The following is a 16672-nucleotide window of genomic DNA, read 5'->3' as shown; positions in this document are numbered from 1 at the left end:
TGGGCACCCGGTGACTGCCCGGGCGGCTGGCGGTACGGCGCCTGAGAGCGCAGAGCGTTTCCGAAAGGAGCGGATCGTGAGCAGCACTTCCGGAAAGAGGATCGTGGTCACCGGAGCCACCGGGAACCTCGGTACCAGCCTGCTGCAGAGCCTCGCCGAGGACGAGACGATCGACTCCGTGCTGGGACTCGCACGCCGGGTGCCCGACTGGACACCCCCCAAGACCGAGTGGGCGTCGGCGGACGTCGCGAAGGAGGAGACCGACCTCACCCAGCACTTCCGGGGAGCGGACGCGGTCGTCCATCTGGCCTGGCAGTTCCAGCCCGCACGTGACCCGGCGGCGACATGGCGTACCAATGTCCTGGGCAGCGTGCGCGTGTTCCAGGCAGTCGCGGCCACCGGCGTTCCGGTGCTGGTCCACGCCTCGTCGGTCGGCGCCTATTCGCCCAAGGCGAAGGACGGCGCCGTGGACGAGTCCTGGCCCACGCACGGCTGGCCCGAGGCGGCGTACTGCCGTGAAAAGGCCTATCTGGAGCGGACGCTGGACGCATTCGAGCCGGAGAACCCCGCCATCCGCGTGGTGCGCCTGCGGCCCGCCTTCATGTTCAAGCAGGAGTCGGCGAGCGAGCAGCGCCGCCTGTTCGCGGGTCGGTTCATGCCCGGGCAGCTGGCCCGGCCCGAGCTGCTCCCGGTCGTACCGGATATCCCGGGCCTGCGGTTCCAGGCCCTGCACACCGAGGACGCGGCACGCGCCTGCCGACTGACCCTGAGCCGCACCGTCCAGGGCGCCTTCAACCTGGCCGCGGAACCGCCGATCGACGCCCTGGCGCTCGGCGAGCTGTTCCACGCCCGGGTCGTACGGGTGCCGACCCGCGCGGCGCGGTCCGCACTGGCCGCGGCCTGGGGCCTGCACCTGGTGCCGGCGTCACCGCAGCTGTTCGACGCGGTGATCAGGCTGCCGCTCATGGACTGCTCACGAGCGCGGGACGAACTCGACTGGCGGCCCCAGCACACCGCGATCGAGGCCCTCGAGGAGCTGCTGCGCGGTATGCGCAGGGGTGCCGGTATGCCGACACCGCCGCTCGCGGGGAGCAAGGCCGCGTGACGCGACACGCTCAGGGTCATCGATCCGGCGATCCGCGGGTAGCACTGTAGGGACCACCGTACGCAGCAGGCACGTCGCAGCACCGCAGGGAGCAACAGAACTCATGGCGAAGATCCTTTTCGTGGTCACCGGCTCCGACCACTGGACGCTGGCCAACGGCACCGAGCACCCGAGCGGCTTCTGGGCCGAGGAGGCCGTCGTCCCCTACGAGGCCTTCAAGGCCGCCGGCCACGAGATCACGGTCGCCACCCCCGGCGGCGTCGTGCCGACCGTCGACCGGGCGAGCCTGGCCCCCGAGTTCAACGGCGGGCAGGAAGGCGCAGAGCGCATCGCCAAGGGCCTGGAGTCCTTCACCGAACTGCAGGGTCCCGTCAGCATCGAGGACGTCGACCTGGACGAGTACGACGCCGTCTACGTCCCAGGAGGCCACGGCCCCATGGAGGACCTGTCCGCCGACGCGGCCTCGGGCGCGCTGCTGACCCGGGCACTACGGTCGGGCAAGCCGCTCGCCGTCGTCTGCCACGGCCCCTCCGCGCTGCTTGCGGCCAGGAACCCGGACGGCACCTCACCCTTCGCGGGCTACCAGCTGACCGCCTTCACCAACGTCGAGGAGACCCAGGGCGGCTTTGCGGACAGGGCGAAGTGGCTGCTGCAGGACCGCCTCGTGGAGATGGGCGCCGACTTCCAGGAGGGCGAGCCATGGGCGCCGTTCGTGATCGTGGACCGCAATCTGTTCACAGGCCAGAACCCGGCCTCGTCCGCGCCGCTCGCGTCCGAGGTGCTCAAGGCGCTGGGCTGAGGCCGGGCGGCATGCGGTAGCCAACGGGTACCGCGCGGGTCCACGGGCATCACGGGGTGGCCGACGGGCATGACGGGCATCATGCGAGTCTGCGGGCATTTCGCGGTAGCCACGGGCGTCACGCGGTAGTCCGCGGCGTCACGCGGTAGTCCGCGGGCATCGCGCGGTAGTCCGCGAGCATCGCGCAGTAGCCGTCGTCGGGCGGTGGCGGTGATCAGGCGGTGGTGACGGTCTCGCGGTGGTGACGTCGCGCGGCGGTCGTGGTCCCGTGGTGGTGATGACCCCGCGGTGGTCGTGGTCCCACGGTGGTGGTGATCACGCGGGACGCCCCTTACGCGGCGGGATCGCCGGTGCATAGCATCGGTTCCCGCATGGACACGATCACACTCTGGCACATCACCCCGTGGGAGTTCGCCGCTCTCGCGGCGGCAGCCGCGCTCGTCGGCTTCTCCAAGACCGCCGTGAGCGGTGCCAACACCGTCAGCCTCGCCATCTTCGCGGCCGTACTGCCCGCCCGTGGTTCGACCGGCGTGCTCCTACCGCTCCTCATGGTCGGCGACGTGCTCGCCGTGCTCACCTACCGGCGGCACGCCCACTGGCCGACCCTGTGGCGGCTGTTCCCGGCCGTCATCGCAGGGGTGCTGGCCGGCACGGTGTTCCTCATGTGGGCGGGCGACGGTGCCGTGCGTACGTCGATCGGCGCGATCCTGCTGCTGATGGCGGCTGTCACGGTGTGGCGCAGGCGCCGGGCCACCGAGGAGGCGCCGGACGAGCAGGGGAGAAGGCAGGCAGGGCGCGTCAAGGCCCGCTCGTACGGTGTGCTCGGCGGGTTCACCACGATGGTCGCCAACGCCGGCGGCCCGGTGATGTCGATGTATCTCCTCTCGGCGGGCTTCCGGAAGCTGAGTTTCCTGGGCACGTCGGCGTGGTTCTTCCTGATCGTCAACGCCTCGAAGGTGCCCTTCAGCGTCGGCCTCGGCCTGATCGACGGACACACGCTGCTGCTGGACGCCGCCCTCGCGTTGTTCGTCATCCCCGGCGCGTACCTCGGCAAGATCATCGCTGACCGCATCAACCAGCGTCTGTTCGAGCAACTCGTGATCGCGGCGACCGTGGTGGGCGGGGTGCAGTTGCTGCTGCGGTGAGCAAGCGGAGAGGCTGAGCTCGCGTGCCAGTCCGGGCCTGCGTACCGGCTGGGCTCGCGTGGCGTCTGGGCTCGCGTGGTGTCCGGGCCTGTGTGTCGGCTGGGCTCGCGTGCCGACTGAGCCCACGTGTCGGCTGAGCTCGCGTGCCGGTGGGCCCGCGCCCCGTCACAGCCCCGTGTGCCGCGCCGCCCCGCCGTCCCCGTACGCTCGACGGCATGTCTGCGCACGTCCTGGTCCTCGGCGGCACGACCGAGGCCCGCGAGCTCGCTGCCGCGCTGGCGGTGCGCCCAGGGGTACGGGTGACCACCTCGCTGGCCGGGCGTGTGTCCCGGCCGGGAGCGCTTCCTGGGGACGTACGCATCGGGGGATTCGGCGGCTCCGAGGGCATGGCGGCGTGGCTGCGCGAGCATGACGTGGACGCCATCGTCGACGCCACGCACCCGTTCGCAGCCACCATCAGCGCCCATGCGGCGCGGGCCGCGACCACCACCGGCGTACACGCCGTCCTGCTGCGCCGACCGGGCTGGGAGGCAGGCCCGGGCGACTGCTGGCACGCGGCAGCGACGCTCGCCGAAGCCGCGGCGCTGCTCCCGGACCTCGGCCGACGCGTCTTCCTGACGACCGGGCGCCTGGGCCTGGCGGCCTTCGCGCATCTGGACGACCATGAGTTCCTCGTACGCTCGGTGGAGGCGCCCGAGCCGCCCCTGCCACGCCGCACCCGGATCGTGCTCGCCCGCGGCCCGTTCACGACGGACGGCGAGGCAACGCTGATGCGCGACCACCGCATCGATGTCCTGGTCACCAAGGACAGCGGCGGCGCGGCCACGGCGCCCAAGCTCACGGCCGCCCGCGCACTCGCCGTCCCTGTCGTCATCGTCCGGCGACCCCCCGCCCCGGACGGGATGGCAGTGGTGCCGGACGTCGCGACGGCCCTATCCCACCTCGGGCTGGGATGACCCCGCGCCCCGGTCGGACCCTCCTCCGTAACCCAGTTACCGCTCATCCCGTAGGCGCCTGCGGAGCAGATACGTGTCCATGATCCAGCCCTTGCGCGCCCGGGCCTCCGCGCGGGCGCTCGTGATGCGCGGCGCCGCCTCGGCGAGCGGGCCGGATATGAGGATCTCGTCAGGCGTACCGATGTAGGCGCCCCAGTAGATGTCCATGTCGTCGTCCGCGTCCGCGTACTGCCGGAACACCTGGTGGGCGTCCAGCATCACCACCACGTCGTCGACGCCCTCGGGGAAGCCCTCCGCCAGCCTGCGGCCCGTGGTGATCTGCACCGGCCGGGCGACCCTGTTGAGCCCGGTCCGGTGCCTGGCGGCCAGCGCCGAGACACTGCTGATGCCCGGCACGACGTCGTACGTGAAGGTCACCGCGCCGCGCTCCAGGATCTCCTCGAGGATGCCCAGCGTGCTGTCGTAGAGGGCGGGATCGCCCCACACGAGGAAGGCACCGCTCTCCTCCGCGCCCAGCTCGCGGGTGATCAGATCCTCATAGATGTCGGCGCGGCGGCTGCGCCAGTCCCCGACGGCGGGGGAGTAGGCCGAGCCGCCGGCGGCCCGGTCGCGGTCCGGATCACGCGCCTCGACCAGGCGGTACGCACCGTCCGGTATGTGGGCGTCGAGAATGTCACGGCGAAGCTGGACGAGGTCCGACTTCTCCTCGCCCTTGTCCAGGATGAAGAACACATCCGTGCTCCTCAGGGCCTTGACCGCCTGCAAGGTCAACTGTTCGGGATCGCCCGCACCGATGCCGATGACATGAATCTTTCGCACGCCCCGAGTCTGCCCCACGCCACTGACAACCGACGCACCGGCCGGGCTACGACTACTGGCAGCCGCAGGCCGGCGGGGCCCGCGGGGCTCTGCGGCCTTCGGGATGCGCCGCATGTCCCTGTGTCGCGGATCCCTCGATCTCGTGGTCACGCGGAGCCCGCCACCTGACGGTCACGCGGAGCCCGCCACCTGACGGTCACGCGGAGCCCGCGACCTCACGGTCACGCACGGTCCGCCGTACCCCCAGCCCCACGCAGCCGCGGGGCCCACACCCCGGCATCGACGGCCACCCCGTCCCGCTCCACCGCGTCCGCCAACTCCCGCGCCCACCTGCAGAGTCCCAGCACGCCAATCCCGTACGGCTCGTCCTGCCCCGCGGCCGAGCGCCACTCCTCGATGCCGGCCGCGCCGCGCCGCAGCAGCCGCGCCCCGCCCGTCGCGTTACCGCGTGCCGCATGCGTGAGCCCCACGGCGAGCTGCGCCAGCCCTCGCCACAGCGCGCGCTCCTCCGCGGGCCCCGACTTCCAGGCGTCCTCGAACACCTCGTGGGCGTGGAACGGTTTGCCCGCGTCCAGCAGTGACTGTGCCTCGGCGACCGTCTCGCCGGGAGTGCGCGTCACTCCTTCCGGTTGCCGGGCGACCCCCTCCGTCCCGTACGGCAACGGCCGTCCAAGACCGTCCCGCGGCCGCGCGTTGCGTGCGCGGCCCTCCGTGTCGCGGTCTCGTCCACCGCCCGCGTCGGCCTGAGGTGCTGTGCTCATACGGAGATTCTCGCGCGCCCCACCGCTGCCTGCCTGCCCCGACCCTGGAACGGCCGCGGCGCCGTCCGCGGTCGCTCAGCTGCTGTGGACCCGGCTCGATGAGATGGACGGGCGAGCAGACCTCCGCTTCCACTTCCACGCCCTTGTCGCCGCCGAGCTGGATCCCGACGTCGCGCACGCTTGGACCGTGGTGCGGTGCATCGACTACCGCCTGTGGGGACTGGGCGCCGGCTTCACGGAGGATCCGCTGCGATACGAAGCCGTAGTTGATGTCTTCGCCTCGGAGGGCCGACAGCATCGGCTTCCCGTTCCCTCACGCTCGCCGGCCGCAGATCGCCACCCTCCGCGTACTGACTTCGAAGCACCCTCTGACGTGAGGTAATGTTCTGTCTGCGCGATCACGCGGAACACCCGTGGGGAAGCGCACCGGGACGTGGCGCAGCTTGGTAGCGCACTTGACTGGGGGTCAAGGGGTCGCAGGTTCAAATCCTGTCGTCCCGACTTTGCTTTTCGCAGGTCGGAGGTCGCCTTTTCAGAAATGGGAAGGCGGCCTTTCGTGCGTCCCGGGGTGTGGTGGTCGCAGTGTGGTCGCAGGCCAAGGTTGGGGCTGGTTCGCGGCGGCGCTGAAGGCGGGCGGGGCGGGGGAGCGGAGACGGCGGACGGCCTCGTGGAGGCGACGGATGTGGTCGCGTGGTGGTCGCAGCCACGCCGACCGGTCCGTCCGACTGCTGGTCGTCTCGGCTCCGGTGAGGGTGTGGTCGATGGTGTCGACGGCTTCGCGGGCGGCCTGCTGGGTGAGGTGGCTGTAGAGGTTCGCGGTGGTCGACAGGGTGGAGTGCCGCAGCGTCTTGGAGACCACGGTCAGAGGCACGCCCGCGGTGATGGTGATCGTGGCGGCCAGGTGCCGCAGGTCGTGCACGGTGATCCGCGGGACGCCGGCTTCCTCGGAGAGCCGGTGGAGCCGGTCGAGCACGAGGTGCGGTCCGAGCGGGTGGCCGTCGGGCCAGCAGAAGACCAGCCCGGCGAACGGATCGCTGGGGTCGCTGTGGGTTTGAGGTGCTGATCGTGCCCGGTGCCGGAGGGCGGCGGCGACGCGCGCTGAGATAGCCACCCAGCCGCGGCTCGATCGGGTCTTGGGTGTGGTGATGACCAGCCGGTTGTTGTCGACGGCGGAGAGTGTGGAGCGCACGTAGAGGATGCCGTCTCGCAGGTTCACGTCGTTCCAGTGGAGGCCAAGGGCTTCGCCCTTGCGCATGCCGGTACCGATGAGGAACTCGAACAGGTCGGCCATCTCGGGATCGGCCTGGTGGCAGTGGGCGAGAAAGCGGGCAGCCTCCTCCGCGGTCCAGATCCGCCGTTCCGGCGACGGCGGTCGGCGCAGGGCGGGTGGGCTGGCCGGGTTGCGCGGAAGGCGGTGCTGGCGGACGGCGTCGCCGAGCGCGCTGGAGAGGGTGGCCAGGCACCGGTAGAGGGTGGTCCGTCCACGGCCGACAGCAAGCTGGCCGGTGGCGAAGGCGGCGATGTGCCGGTGTCCGAGCTCGTCGAGCTTGAGAATGCCGAACGCCGGGATGAGGTCGTTGCGGACGTAGTCGCGATAGCGGGCCATCGTGGTCGGCTTCAGCACCAGGGCCTTGGCGGCCAGCCAGACGGTCAGATAGTCGGCCACGGTCTGGTTGGGGTCGCCGTTGAACCCGTCGGCCTCACACTCCAGGAATCGACGGAGCGCGGCCTCGGCGGCCTCGAGGCTGTCGAAGCCGCCCCTGCGGACGGTCGTCCGACGATGGTCGAGAGCGGGCATGTCGACGGCGAAGGTCCAGGTTCCGTGCTCGCTGTCGGTGAGCAGGTGAGAACAGCGAGCGCCGAGCTGGTGGCGCTGAGTGTCGCGGCAGCCACACCGGCGATAGACACGGCCGCGGCCGACGGCGGTACGCATGAGAATCGCCTCCAGGAGGCGGAGGAAGTGCCGACATCTCCAGCCTGCGACCACACGCGACCACCAAGCCTGTCACATCCGCGGTGACCAACGCGTTTCCCGTGTGAGCGCGACAAGTGCGTTGGTGGCGCCTCGCGCCAACCCTGGTACAGCAGTAGGTGGCGAATTGCTTGCTATGGGACTAAAATGCTTGCATGGCTACCATTCATGTACGCGAGGTGTCCGAAGACACCTTGACGACCCTCCGGGTTCGTGCGGCCCGGGCCGGGCAGTCCCTGCAGGCGTATGTCCGGCAGTTGCTCGACAGCGAGGCGGCCGCGCTCACCGCCGAGGAGGCCGCTCAGGAGGCGCGCAGCATCGCCTCGCGGGGGACGGTTACGGCTGACGACGTCGCGGACGCCATCGCCGAGATGCGTGAGGCGCGCGCGTGATCGTTCTGGATACCTCCGCCCTCGTGGAGTTCCTGGTTGGTTCGGACCCCGTCGCCGACCAGGTGCGGACTGCGGTGGCCGGGGAACGCCTGGCCGCGCCCCATGCCGTCGACCTGGAGTGCGCTTCGACGCTGCGTGGCCTGGTGCGCGGCAAGAAGCTTCCCGAGGACGAAGGGCTGCGGGCCCTGAACCTGCTCGGCCGCATGAACCTGCGGCGCTACGATCATGTGCCGCTGCTCCCGCGTATCTGGGAACTGCGGCACAACATGTGGCCGTACGACGCCGCGTATGTGGCGTTGGCTGAGTCCCTGCGAGCGGACCTGATCACGGTGGACGGGAAGTTCGCAGGAGCACCGGGGCTGCGGTGCACCGTCAGGAATCTGCGAAGGGGGTGACGGAGCCCGGCCTCACCATGGAGGTTGAGACCGCGGCATGGTGGGGCTCGTGAGGCTGCTGTGTGAGGCGTTGGCCTCCCCGGTGCCGACGCCGCGACGCCGGGTGCGGGTCTCGCCGTGCATGAAGCCGTACAAGAAGCCCGTTGATGCTTGGTTGCGGGCCGACGCGGACGTGCCGCGCAAGCAGCGGCACGTTGTCAAGCGGATCGCCGCTCGGAAGCACTGCTCCAAGGCCACGGTCACCCAGCTCATGCGGATCGGTTGGCGAACTGAGGCGGGAGTCTGTGGTTGTGTCAGCGCGGCGCGGTGGCGGTGCGGGCTGCGAGGAGGGCGGCGACGGGGTCGGCGGTGGCGGGGGCGCAGGGCCACCATTCGGCGCCGCGGTCTTCCTGGGTGTAGGGGTGCCAGCGGTTGTCGGGGCCGAGGCGGATCTGGACGCCCTCGTCGTCGGCGGTGAGGCGGTTGCGCCAGGCGCGCAGCCGCACCGTGCCGACGGTGTCGTCCGCGTTGTCGGGGTCAGCGAGGGCGGTGCGGGCGGCGGCCATGGCGGCAGGGTCGGGGGTGAGGGGCCCCCGGGCGACGGCGACGCCGGCGGGTCCGCCGTGGCGCAGGGCACGGACCAGGCGTGCGAAGTCGAGAGGGGGCAGGCCGGTGGCGCGTGTGAGCTGGTGGAACCAGTCCTCGCTGATGCCGGTCGCGGCGAGGCGTACGGCGTCCTCGAGCGGGGTGCAGGTGAGCGAGGCGGTGTGCCCGGCGGCGAGGCGGCGGGCGCGCTGAGCGGTGTCATGGGTGAGTGCTTCGAGATCGTCGAGGGTGAAGGGGGCGCCGGGCGGAGGCGCGGTGGTGAGGGGGTGAGGGGCCGCCTCGGGTTCGCCGGGCGCGCCCTCGGCCGTCTCGGTGGCGGGCGGGGTGAAAACGTCGCTGAAGGAGGCGAACGCGTCGCGGGCGGGCACGCCCTGGCCGGGGGGCATGTCGGCGGTTTGTGGTGCGGTGTTGGTGCGGGCCTGACGGCGGGTGCGCAGCGCGCCGAGGACCGCTTCCTTGGTGCGGCCGCGGAGGGTGAAGAGCCAGAAGGGGTCGTCGTCGAGATGGGCGGCGGTGGAGTAGCACAGGGCGGCGGCGTGTTTGCAGGGGTAGCCCCAGTCGGGGCAGGAGCATTCCGGGTCGAGTTCGTCCGGTTCGGGCAGCAGGGGGACGCCGGCGGCGCGGGCGTCGTCGACGAGGTCGGCGGGCATCTCGCCGTCGAGGAGTGCGGCGGTGCGGCCGGCCTGCGCGGCGATGGCGTCGAGGAGGGTGTTCCACTGGGCGTCGGTGAGGACGCGCAGGTGCACTGCGGCGTCGTACGGCCAGGGGGCGCTGCCCTCGACCTCGGCGCGCAGCACGCCGGGGGCGGCGGTGACCGGGCCGACCATGCCCTTGCGGGCGTAGGTGCGGCCGCGGGAGAGGCGGCCGACGTCGAGGGTGGAGGCCTCCAGGGCGTCCACCCAGGCCTGGCCCCACCAGGTGGCGGCGAAGGCGCGGCTGCCGGTGCGGGGGGCTTTGCGTGCGGGGGTCATGCGTCGGCTCCGTGGGACAGTGCGACGAGTTCGGCGAGGTCGGCGTCGGAGAGTTCGGTCAGGGCGGCCTCGCCGGAGGTGACGATCTGGTCCGCGAGGGCGCGCTTGGCGCCGAGCAGGCGGGCGACCTTGTCCTCGACGGTGCCCTGCGTGGTGAGCCGGTGGACCTGGACGGGGCGGTCCTGGCCGATGCGGTAGGCGCGGTCGGTGGCCTGGTCCTCGACGGCGGGGTTCCACCACCGGTCGTAGTGGACGACGTGAGTGGCGCGGGTGAGGTTGAGGCCGGTGCCGGCCGCTTTCAGGGAGAGGAGGAAGACGGGGAACTCGCCCTGCTGGAAGGCGGCGACCATGTCCTCGCGCCGGGGTACGGGGGTGGCACCGTGCAGGTAGCGGGCGCGGATGCCGCGGTCGGCGAAGTGCCGCTCAAGGAGCCGGCCCATCTGCGTGTACTGGGTGAAGACCAGGGCGCTGTGGTCTTCGGCGACCACCGTGTCGAGCAGTTCGTCGAGGAGTTCCAGCTTGCCCGAGCGGCCCGGCAGTGGGCCGGTTTCGCGCAGGTAGTGGGCTGGGTGGTTGCAGATCTGCTTGAGCGCGGTGAGGAGTTTGAGTACCAGCCCTCGGCGGGCGATGCCGTCCGCCTTCTCGATGAGGGCCATCGTCTCGCGGACCTGCGCCTCGTACAGGGCGGCCTGCTCGCGGGTGAGGGTGATGGGGTGGTCTGTCTCCGTCTTGGCCGGGAGCTCGGGGGCGATGCCGGGATCGGACTTGCGGCGGCGCAACAGGAACGGGCGGGTGAGACGGGCGAGTTGCCCGGCGGCCTGCCGGGCCTGTTCGGCGGTTTCCTCGTCGCCGTCCGCACCCAGTGCGCCGCGCTCGATGGCTTTGGCGAAGCGGTCGCGGAAGGCGGACAGCGGGCCGAGCAGACCGGGGGTGGTCCAGTCGAGCAGCGCCCACAGCTCGGAGAGGTTGTTCTCCACCGGGGTGCCGGTGAGCGCGACGCGGGCGCGGGCGGGCAGGGCACGCAGCTCGCGGGCGGTGGTGGCGTACGGGTTCTTGACGTGCTGGGCTTCGTCGGCGGCGACGAGCGACCACTTGACGGCGGCGAGCCGCTCCCGGTCTTTGCGCAGCACTCCGTAGGTGACCAGGACGAGCTCGTCTCCGGCAAGGTGGTCGAGGGTGCGCTCACCGCCGTGGTAGCGGCGCACGGGGACGGCGGAGGCGAAATGGGCGGCCTCGCGCTGCCAGTTGCCGAGCAGCGAGGCCGGGCAGACCACGAGGGCGGGGCCCGCGGTGTCGGGCTGCTCCTGGCGGTGCAGGTGGAGGGCGAGCAGGGTGACGGTCTTGCCCAGGCCCATGTCGTCCGCGAGGATCCCGCCGAGCGTCAGGCGGGTCATGTCCGCCAGCCAGGCCAGGCCGCGTTTCTGGTAGTCGCGCAGGGTGGCCGTCAGGCCCTCCGGTACGCGGATCGGGGCGCGGGCGTCGGGGTCGCGCAGCCGGGCGACCAGCTCGCCGAAGGCGCCGGCCGCTTCCACCGCCACGCGCTCGCCGTCCCATTCCACCTCGCCGGTGAGCACCGCCTGGAGGGCGTCGAGCGGGGCGAGGCCGCGGGTGCGCTGCCGCTTCAGGCGGGCCACCAGCCGTGGATCGGCGACGACCCACTGGTCGCGCAGCCGGACCAGCGGGCGGCGGGCCTCGGCGAGCAGGTCGAGCTCGCCCTCGGTGAGTTGCTCGCCGCCGAGCGCCACGTGCCAGGAGAAGTCGAGCAGGGCGTCGCGGCCCAGCAGGGTGTCCACGGTCGCGCCGGGCGCGGTCGCCGCCCCGATCTCCGCCCGCATCTCAAGGGCCTTGACCAACTCGCGCGGCCAGTGCACGCACACACCCGCCGTACGCAGCGCGTTGGCGGCATCCCCCAGCAGCTCCATGGCCTCCTCGTCGTCGAGCCCCAGCGCGCTGGGGGCGGCTTCGGCGAGCAGGCGGGTCAGCGGCTGCCAGGCGCGGGCGGCGCGGCGCAGCGCGAGCAGCGCCTCGGCCTCGGCGTGCGGGCCAAGCAGGCGCTGCGTGCGCACGGGGTCGGCCCACAGCTCCGCGGCGTCCAAGACCAGCGAGGGGTCGGCCGCGGTGCGCAGCTGCAGCACGGCCTGGAAGGCGCGGCGCCGCCCGGCCGGGGGCTCCACCCGCAGCTCCACACCGACCTGCGCGGCCCGCTCGGAGGCGGCTTCGGCCGCCCACTCGGCCAGCCCCGGATGCAGGGCGGTCGCGCGGTCGGCGTACGGATTCCCGGGCGCGGCCCAGCGCGCGGCCGGGGTGCGCGGCAGGGCGTCCGCGAGCGCGTCGCAGAACTCCCGTACCAGGGTGGCCGGTTCGGCGATCTGCGGCACTGTGCGGTCCGTCTGGGGCGCGGGGAGGTTGTGGGCGTGCGGGGGCAGAGCGGCGGCCAGCGCGTCCAGGTCCCGCCGGCCACGCGCGCCGGGCGGCCCGAAGCGCCAGGTGGGGTACGTGTCGGAGGTCAGCGCCGGGTACAGGCGCCCCTCGCCCAGCAGCTCCAAGGCGCGGCGGGCGACGGCCGCCCATGCGGCGAGCGACGGGTGTACGGCGGCCTCGGAAGGATCGAGCAGGAGGGCGAGCGCACCACCGGGGTCGAGCGCCCACCCCTCGACGGTGCGGGTGCGCACCCCGCCGCCGTGCGGCAGGACCAGCTCGAGCCGGACCCGCTCCACCGCCTGAGGTACGGCGGTCGAGGCGGGTACGGGGCGGGCAGCAGCGGAGGGCCGGTAGAGGACCAGACGGCCGAGCCGGGCCGGCTGCCCCGGTTCGGCCGGCGCGAACACGGCGGCCCAGCCGCCGGCGGCAAGGTGCTCGCGTGCCCAGGCCGCGGCAGCGGGGTCCGCGAGCGGCACGGCATCGGTGGTGATGTCCCGGACGAGTCGGCTCACGCGGCGCTCCCCGCCTTGAACGCCGCCTTCCGCAGCCGCTTGGCCAGGGCCTTGTCGAGGGGCTTGACGGCGTCGGCCAACGCGCCGAGCACCTCGCCGGCGTGCGGGTGGCCGGCGCGCCACAGGTCGTCAGCGCGTTCGGCCACCTGGTCGAGCGGACGCTTCCCGTCCTCGGGACCGGCCAGCAGCCTTTCGCGTAGTGCCTGTTCGCCCGCCTTGGCGAACGGCAGAGCGCCGTCCACCAGCATCCACTCCAGGCCCCACGGGGCTTGCCCCTCGGCGGGTTCTCCGATCCGGCGCAGCATGGACGCTGCCGCGTGCGCGCAGCCGGTGACCTGGGAGACCGCGGCCTTGCGCAGCACTGCCTTCACCCGCCCGGTGCGGTCCGCTTCCAGTACGGCGGCCAGCACCCGCGGGGCTTGAAGCCGGCGCAGCGCGTCGGCCGGCTCCGTACCGTCGCAGGCGTCCACCACCTGCACCGCCGCGTCCGCCGTGGAGCGCGCCGCCAGCCAGCCCTCCACCTCCGCCGCCGCATCCGTCTCGGAGGGGTACGAGGCGAGCGCGGTCAGCAGGTCGCGGGCGTCCGCCTGGGCCAGCGAACCGATCACCGGCGCCGGGACGCCCACCTGCACCAGCAGCGCGCGCAGACCCGAGCGGCCCAGCGGGGTGAGCCTGAACCGGCCGGCGGGCAGTGTGCTCGGCCCGCCGCCGTCGAACAGCAGGGTGAGGGAAGCGTCCAGCGGCGGTTCGTGGCCTTCGCGCTCGGCGGCGCCGAACAGCTCCAGTGTCCCCGCGGTGTCGTGGTATTGGTCGACGAGCAGCGCCGACACCAGCCGCCGGGCCGGACCCTCGGGCAACCCCTCCAGGCCGCCGGTGAAGTAGTCGGCGACATTCAGCCACTCCCCGTCGGGCAGCCCGTACGCCGCGAGCAGCATGAGGAACACCAGCGGCGGGACCTCGTCGGTCAGCGCCCGCAGCGGCGCCACACCGCCCAGTGGCCCGTCCAGCGCGGGGAAGTTGAGGGAGAGTTCGATCGCCGCGCCCGCCGCCGCCCCCTGCCAGGCGGCCAGCAGCGCGGCGTCGTCGTCCTGGTCCGGCAGCTCGTCGCCGGCGTGTGCGCGGTTGGCATCGACCTTGACGAAGCCGCAGCTCAGCGCCCATTCCCAGGGCAGGTCCACCAGCTCCATGTCGGCTGCGCTGCGGATCTTCGCCAGCCGTGCAGCCCGCCCCTCGGGATCGCCCCATTCCTCAGGGTCGATGCGCCACAGCTCGGCCTCCTCCACGGCCTGCCGGGCGAGCTTCGGCCGCAGCAGCCCCTTCGGGGTCAGCTCTCTCCCGCCCGTCTCCCGCCACCGCCCTTCTGCGGAAGCCCTTCGGGCCCTTCTTTCTCCGCCGCACCAGTGTCCGAGCCGCACCGCCGCCATGAACGCGGGCCCCTCGCGCACCGCGCGAGCCAGCTCCGCCTCGCCAGGCAGCCGCACGGCAGGGAGCCGGATGTCCGCGGCATCGAAGAGGTCGGACAGCGACTCGTCGAGGACGTCGGACAGCGACGCCTGTTCGCCCACCCCGTCTCCGTCGGTGAGCGGGACCGCGCCGCCGGGCAGCGGGTGCAGACTGCCGCACTCGCAGCGGTACGTCCTCGGAGGGGCCTGGCGCCCACCCGCCTCGCCGCACCCCTTGCGCCGCGTGCCCGCCGCCCGCCGCAGCGGCACTTGCGTAAGCTCCCGGGTGAGCTCGGCGGGGTCGAAGGCAGCCGGGTCGAAGCCCTCCTCGTAAAGGCCCACCAGCACCTCGTCACGCAGGCTGTCGTACTCCGCCCACTCCTCACCGCCGTGCCGGACGACCGTGGGGATCGGGCGCTCCCCGTCCTCGTACCGCTCCAGCAGCTCGGCCAGCCCCCACACGCCGCCAAGGTCCTCGGCGGGGGGCATGGCCCGCCGCCCGCCTATGCACAGCGCGCGCTCCCCGTCGCCCTCCTCGGCGGGGTGTACCGCCTCCACCGCGATCCGGTGCAGCCAGTCGTCGCCGAAGTCGTAGGTGTAGTCCATACGGTCGCCGGTACGCGGCAGGACGTCCACGAGGGCGGCCTCTTCCTCGTCGAAGACCGGGACGCTGGCGTCTTCTGGCGGGGCGTACCGCCCGCCCGAGCGGTCCTCGAAGGCGTGCAGGTGCATGTTCTCCCAGCCGAACGCCACCTGGATTACGTCGTGCAGCGACCCCAGCGTGATGTCCGAGGGCACCACCAGCCGTCGCCACACCGGCGGTTTCACCCCCTCCAGACCGACCTTGAGCTGGTGGACGGAAGGAATGTGCTCGGCGGAGCTGCGCTGCGCGGCCATGGCTTGAGGGCTTCCCACTTGTCGAAGGCATACGCGTCGGGGCACACAGCGTGCCCGCCACTGTACGCCGAACGGATGGCCAGGTCATTCTTGCAGCCGGGAGCAGTCGGCTCGGTCGCTTGACGGAATCCCCCAGTCTCACTTGCGCGCGGGCCGCATCTTGTGCGGGGCTGCCGCGGCACGCAGTGTTTTGTTTCGCCGAGCTGCCGTACGAGGACGCGGCCGCGATGAGGTCGATGAACGGGACCTTCGCCGGGCGCAGCGGTTCCCGGACCCGTCGGTCCGAGCCCGATCACTGCCAACAGCTCGTCGCTGACCTCCCACGGCCCTGGCCGCGCCACCCCGGAACCCCACGGTGTGATCAACCTGACGCCCACGGGGATCCAGGCGAACTGCGTGCTGCGGAAGGCACAACGCCGTTACCTCCGCCCCGTGCAGTTCCTCGCACACGCCGATGGCTGCCCGCTCAGACTGCCCGGAGGGCGCCTGGGTGACGGCCGGTGAGGCGGTCGAGCGCGGCGGCGGTCGCGTCGTCGGCCGGTAGGTGGACGACGAGCCGCTGGTCGTCGTCGGCGGCCAGTTCGAGCGTTTGTATGCCAGCCGCAACTCCTCCACCTCCGGATGGACCACCCGCATGACTCCGCTCACCCGCGGCAGCCCCGGCAGTGTCTCCAGCCGCCCGGCGAACTCCGCCCCGCACGACAGGGCCAACTCGTTCATCAACGCGCCGACATGGGCATCGGACTGTCCCGGCCCCTGCTTGAGGGCTGCGACCTGTTCGTCGGCGACTTTGTCCCAGTCCGGGTAGGCGGTGCGCGCCCGCGGATCGGTGAAGACGAAGCGCGCAAGGTTCGGTCGGCCGCCGTCCAGCACCCCGTTCGGCTCGGCCAGCCGCCGGTACCCGTCCGTGCAGGCCAGGATCCCGTTCAGCCGGTTCAGCACCACAGCGGGCGCCGGTTCCAAGCGGTCGAGCAGCGCCCGCACGGTGGGCCTCACCACCCTGTTCGGCCCGGCCCCGCCCATGCAACTGAAGCCTGCGTCAGCGCCCTTGGCGAGCCGGTGCAGGTGGACCCGCTCGCTGGCGGTGAGCCGCAGCGCGTCCGCCAGCGCCGACAACACCTGCGCCGACGGCCGCCGATCCCGCCCCTGCTCCAGCCTGGTGACGTACTCGACGCTGACCCCGGCAAGCGTCGCCAACTCCGCGCGGCGCAGTCCGGGGGTACGGCGGCGCGGCCCTGCAGGCAACCCAACCTCGGTCGGCGTAACGGCCTCACGGCGCAGGCGCAGGAACAGGCCCAGCTCGTTGTCGCTCACTCGACGAACGTAACACCCGGTGTCGTACCGGATCGTGGCCTGCCACTACCACTCTCCGCGCGGCCTTCCTCCTCCTCCTCCTCCGCCCGCCCGGCAGCTTGGAGTTGCGCGGGCCCCGCCTGGGGGTCAGCCACCCAACCACCCCGTAAGAGGAGCACAACCATGCCCAGTGAGCGGCTGAACCTC

The 16672-nt window shown here is 72.4% G+C and carries 12 protein-coding genes, 1 tRNA gene and 1 pseudogene; 7 read left to right on the top strand and 7 right to left on the bottom strand.

The features are described from left to right. Positions 1-76 precede the first annotated feature (76 nt). The 4 genes from H1D24_RS07560 to H1D24_RS07545 all read left to right on the top strand — a co-directional run bounded on the left by H1D24_RS07560 (position 77) and on the right by H1D24_RS07545 (position 4005). A complete protein-coding gene (locus H1D24_RS07560) occupies positions 77-1105 on the top strand; it encodes an NAD-dependent epimerase/dehydratase family protein (RefSeq protein ID WP_181656598.1) in 1029 nt (342 codons plus the stop codon). 103 nt (positions 1106-1208) lie between these two features. Then, positions 1209-1904 (top strand): type 1 glutamine amidotransferase domain-containing protein, encoded by a 696-nt coding sequence (locus H1D24_RS07555; protein WP_181656597.1) that lies wholly within the window; start codon positions 1209-1211, stop codon positions 1902-1904. 371 nt (positions 1905-2275) lie between these two features. Beyond that, entirely contained in the window at positions 2276-3049 is a 774-nt protein-coding gene (locus tag H1D24_RS07550) for a sulfite exporter TauE/SafE family protein (RefSeq protein WP_181656596.1), read from the top strand. 215 nt (positions 3050-3264) lie between these two features. After that, positions 3265-4005 carry a cobalt-precorrin-6A reductase gene (locus H1D24_RS07545; RefSeq protein WP_181656595.1) on the top strand — a complete coding sequence of 247 codons (741 nt, stop codon included), beginning with the start codon at positions 3265-3267 and terminating at the stop codon, positions 4003-4005. A 36-nt stretch (positions 4006-4041) separates the two neighbouring features. Here the strand turns inward: H1D24_RS07545 and cobF are convergent, their stop codons facing one another. Next, positions 4042-4824 (bottom strand): precorrin-6A synthase (deacetylating), encoded by a 783-nt coding sequence (gene cobF, locus H1D24_RS07540; RefSeq protein ID WP_181656594.1) that lies wholly within the window; start codon positions 4822-4824, stop codon positions 4042-4044. A gap of 221 nt (positions 4825-5045) precedes the next feature. Next, positions 5046-5585: a DUF309 domain-containing protein gene (locus H1D24_RS07535; protein ID WP_181656593.1), complete on the bottom strand. Its 540-nt coding sequence runs from the start codon at positions 5583-5585 to the stop codon at positions 5046-5048. Positions 5586-6012: 427 nt separating this feature from the next. Here H1D24_RS07535 and H1D24_RS07530 point away from each other — a divergent pair. Then, a tRNA-Pro gene (locus tag H1D24_RS07530) sits at positions 6013-6086 on the top strand. A 31-nt stretch (positions 6087-6117) separates the two neighbouring features. Here H1D24_RS07530 and H1D24_RS07525 read toward each other — a convergent pair. After that, the gene (locus H1D24_RS07525) at positions 6118-7518 is read right to left on the bottom strand and encodes a tyrosine-type recombinase/integrase (protein WP_258563903.1); all 1401 of its coding nucleotides are present in this window, start codon (positions 7516-7518) and stop codon (positions 6118-6120) included. A 194-nt stretch (positions 7519-7712) separates the two neighbouring features. Here H1D24_RS07525 and H1D24_RS07520 point away from each other — a divergent pair, with 194 nt between their 5' ends. Together H1D24_RS07520 and H1D24_RS07515 are read left to right on the top strand one after the other, a co-directional pair. Next, entirely contained in the window at positions 7713-7949 is a 237-nt protein-coding gene (locus H1D24_RS07520) for a FitA-like ribbon-helix-helix domain-containing protein (protein ID WP_181656592.1), read from the top strand. Beyond that, positions 7946-8344, top strand: coding sequence for a type II toxin-antitoxin system VapC family toxin (locus H1D24_RS07515; protein ID WP_181656591.1), 399 nt, complete (start codon positions 7946-7948; stop codon positions 8342-8344). Before H1D24_RS07520 ends, H1D24_RS07515 begins: the two co-directional genes overlap by 4 nt. A 293-nt stretch (positions 8345-8637) precedes the next feature. Here H1D24_RS07515 and H1D24_RS07510 read toward each other — a convergent pair whose 3' ends face one another. The 4 genes and pseudogenes from H1D24_RS07510 to H1D24_RS07495 form a co-directional block, all read right to left on the bottom strand. Then, on the bottom strand, positions 8638-9900 hold the full coding sequence (locus H1D24_RS07510; RefSeq protein ID WP_181656590.1) for an SWIM zinc finger family protein: 1263 nt from the start codon (positions 9898-9900) through the stop codon (positions 8638-8640). Next, positions 9897-12833: an SCO1167/SCO6262 family helicase gene (locus H1D24_RS07505; RefSeq protein ID WP_181656589.1), complete on the bottom strand. Its 2937-nt coding sequence runs from the start codon at positions 12831-12833 to the stop codon at positions 9897-9899. Before H1D24_RS07505 ends, H1D24_RS07510 begins: the two co-directional genes overlap by 4 nt. Further along, on the bottom strand, positions 12830-15190 hold the full coding sequence (locus H1D24_RS07500; RefSeq protein WP_181656588.1) for a plasmid pRiA4b ORF-3 family protein: 2361 nt from the start codon (positions 15188-15190) through the stop codon (positions 12830-12832). The genes H1D24_RS07505 and H1D24_RS07500 overlap by 4 nt, the downstream gene beginning before the upstream one ends. Positions 15191-15638: 448 nt before the next feature. Continuing rightward, positions 15639-16486, bottom strand: a pseudogene (locus H1D24_RS07495) (helix-turn-helix domain-containing protein). Positions 16487-16672: the final 186 nt, after the last annotated feature.

The sequence above is a fragment of the Streptomyces himalayensis subsp. himalayensis genome, from assembly GCF_013778455.1.
Taxonomy (GTDB): Bacteria; Actinomycetota; Actinomycetes; order Streptomycetales; family Streptomycetaceae; genus Streptomyces; species Streptomyces himalayensis.
This window is presented reverse-complemented; position numbering and strand designations above follow the sequence as displayed.

What these genes read in the sequence shown, in the direction of transcription:
- H1D24_RS07555 (WP_181656597.1), top strand. Translation starts at nt 1,209, where the DNA reads ATGGCGAAGATCCTTTTCGTGGTCACCGGCTCCGACCACTGGACGCTG.
- H1D24_RS07550 (WP_181656596.1), top strand. Translation starts at nt 2,276, where the DNA reads ATGGACACGATCACACTCTGGCACATCACCCCGTGGGAGTTCGCCGCT.
- H1D24_RS07545 (WP_181656595.1), top strand. Translation starts at nt 3,265, where the DNA reads ATGTCTGCGCACGTCCTGGTCCTCGGCGGCACGACCGAGGCCCGCGAG.
- H1D24_RS07535 (WP_181656593.1), bottom strand. Translation starts at nt 5,585, where the DNA reads ATGAGCACAGCACCTCAGGCCGACGCGGGCGGTGGACGAGACCGCGAC.
- H1D24_RS07525 (WP_258563903.1), bottom strand. Translation starts at nt 7,518, where the DNA reads ATGCGTACCGCCGTCGGCCGCGGCCGTGTCTATCGCCGGTGTGGCTGC.
- H1D24_RS07520 (WP_181656592.1), top strand. Translation starts at nt 7,713, where the DNA reads ATGGCTACCATTCATGTACGCGAGGTGTCCGAAGACACCTTGACGACC.
- H1D24_RS07510 (WP_181656590.1), bottom strand. Translation starts at nt 9,900, where the DNA reads ATGACCCCCGCACGCAAAGCCCCCCGCACCGGCAGCCGCGCCTTCGCC.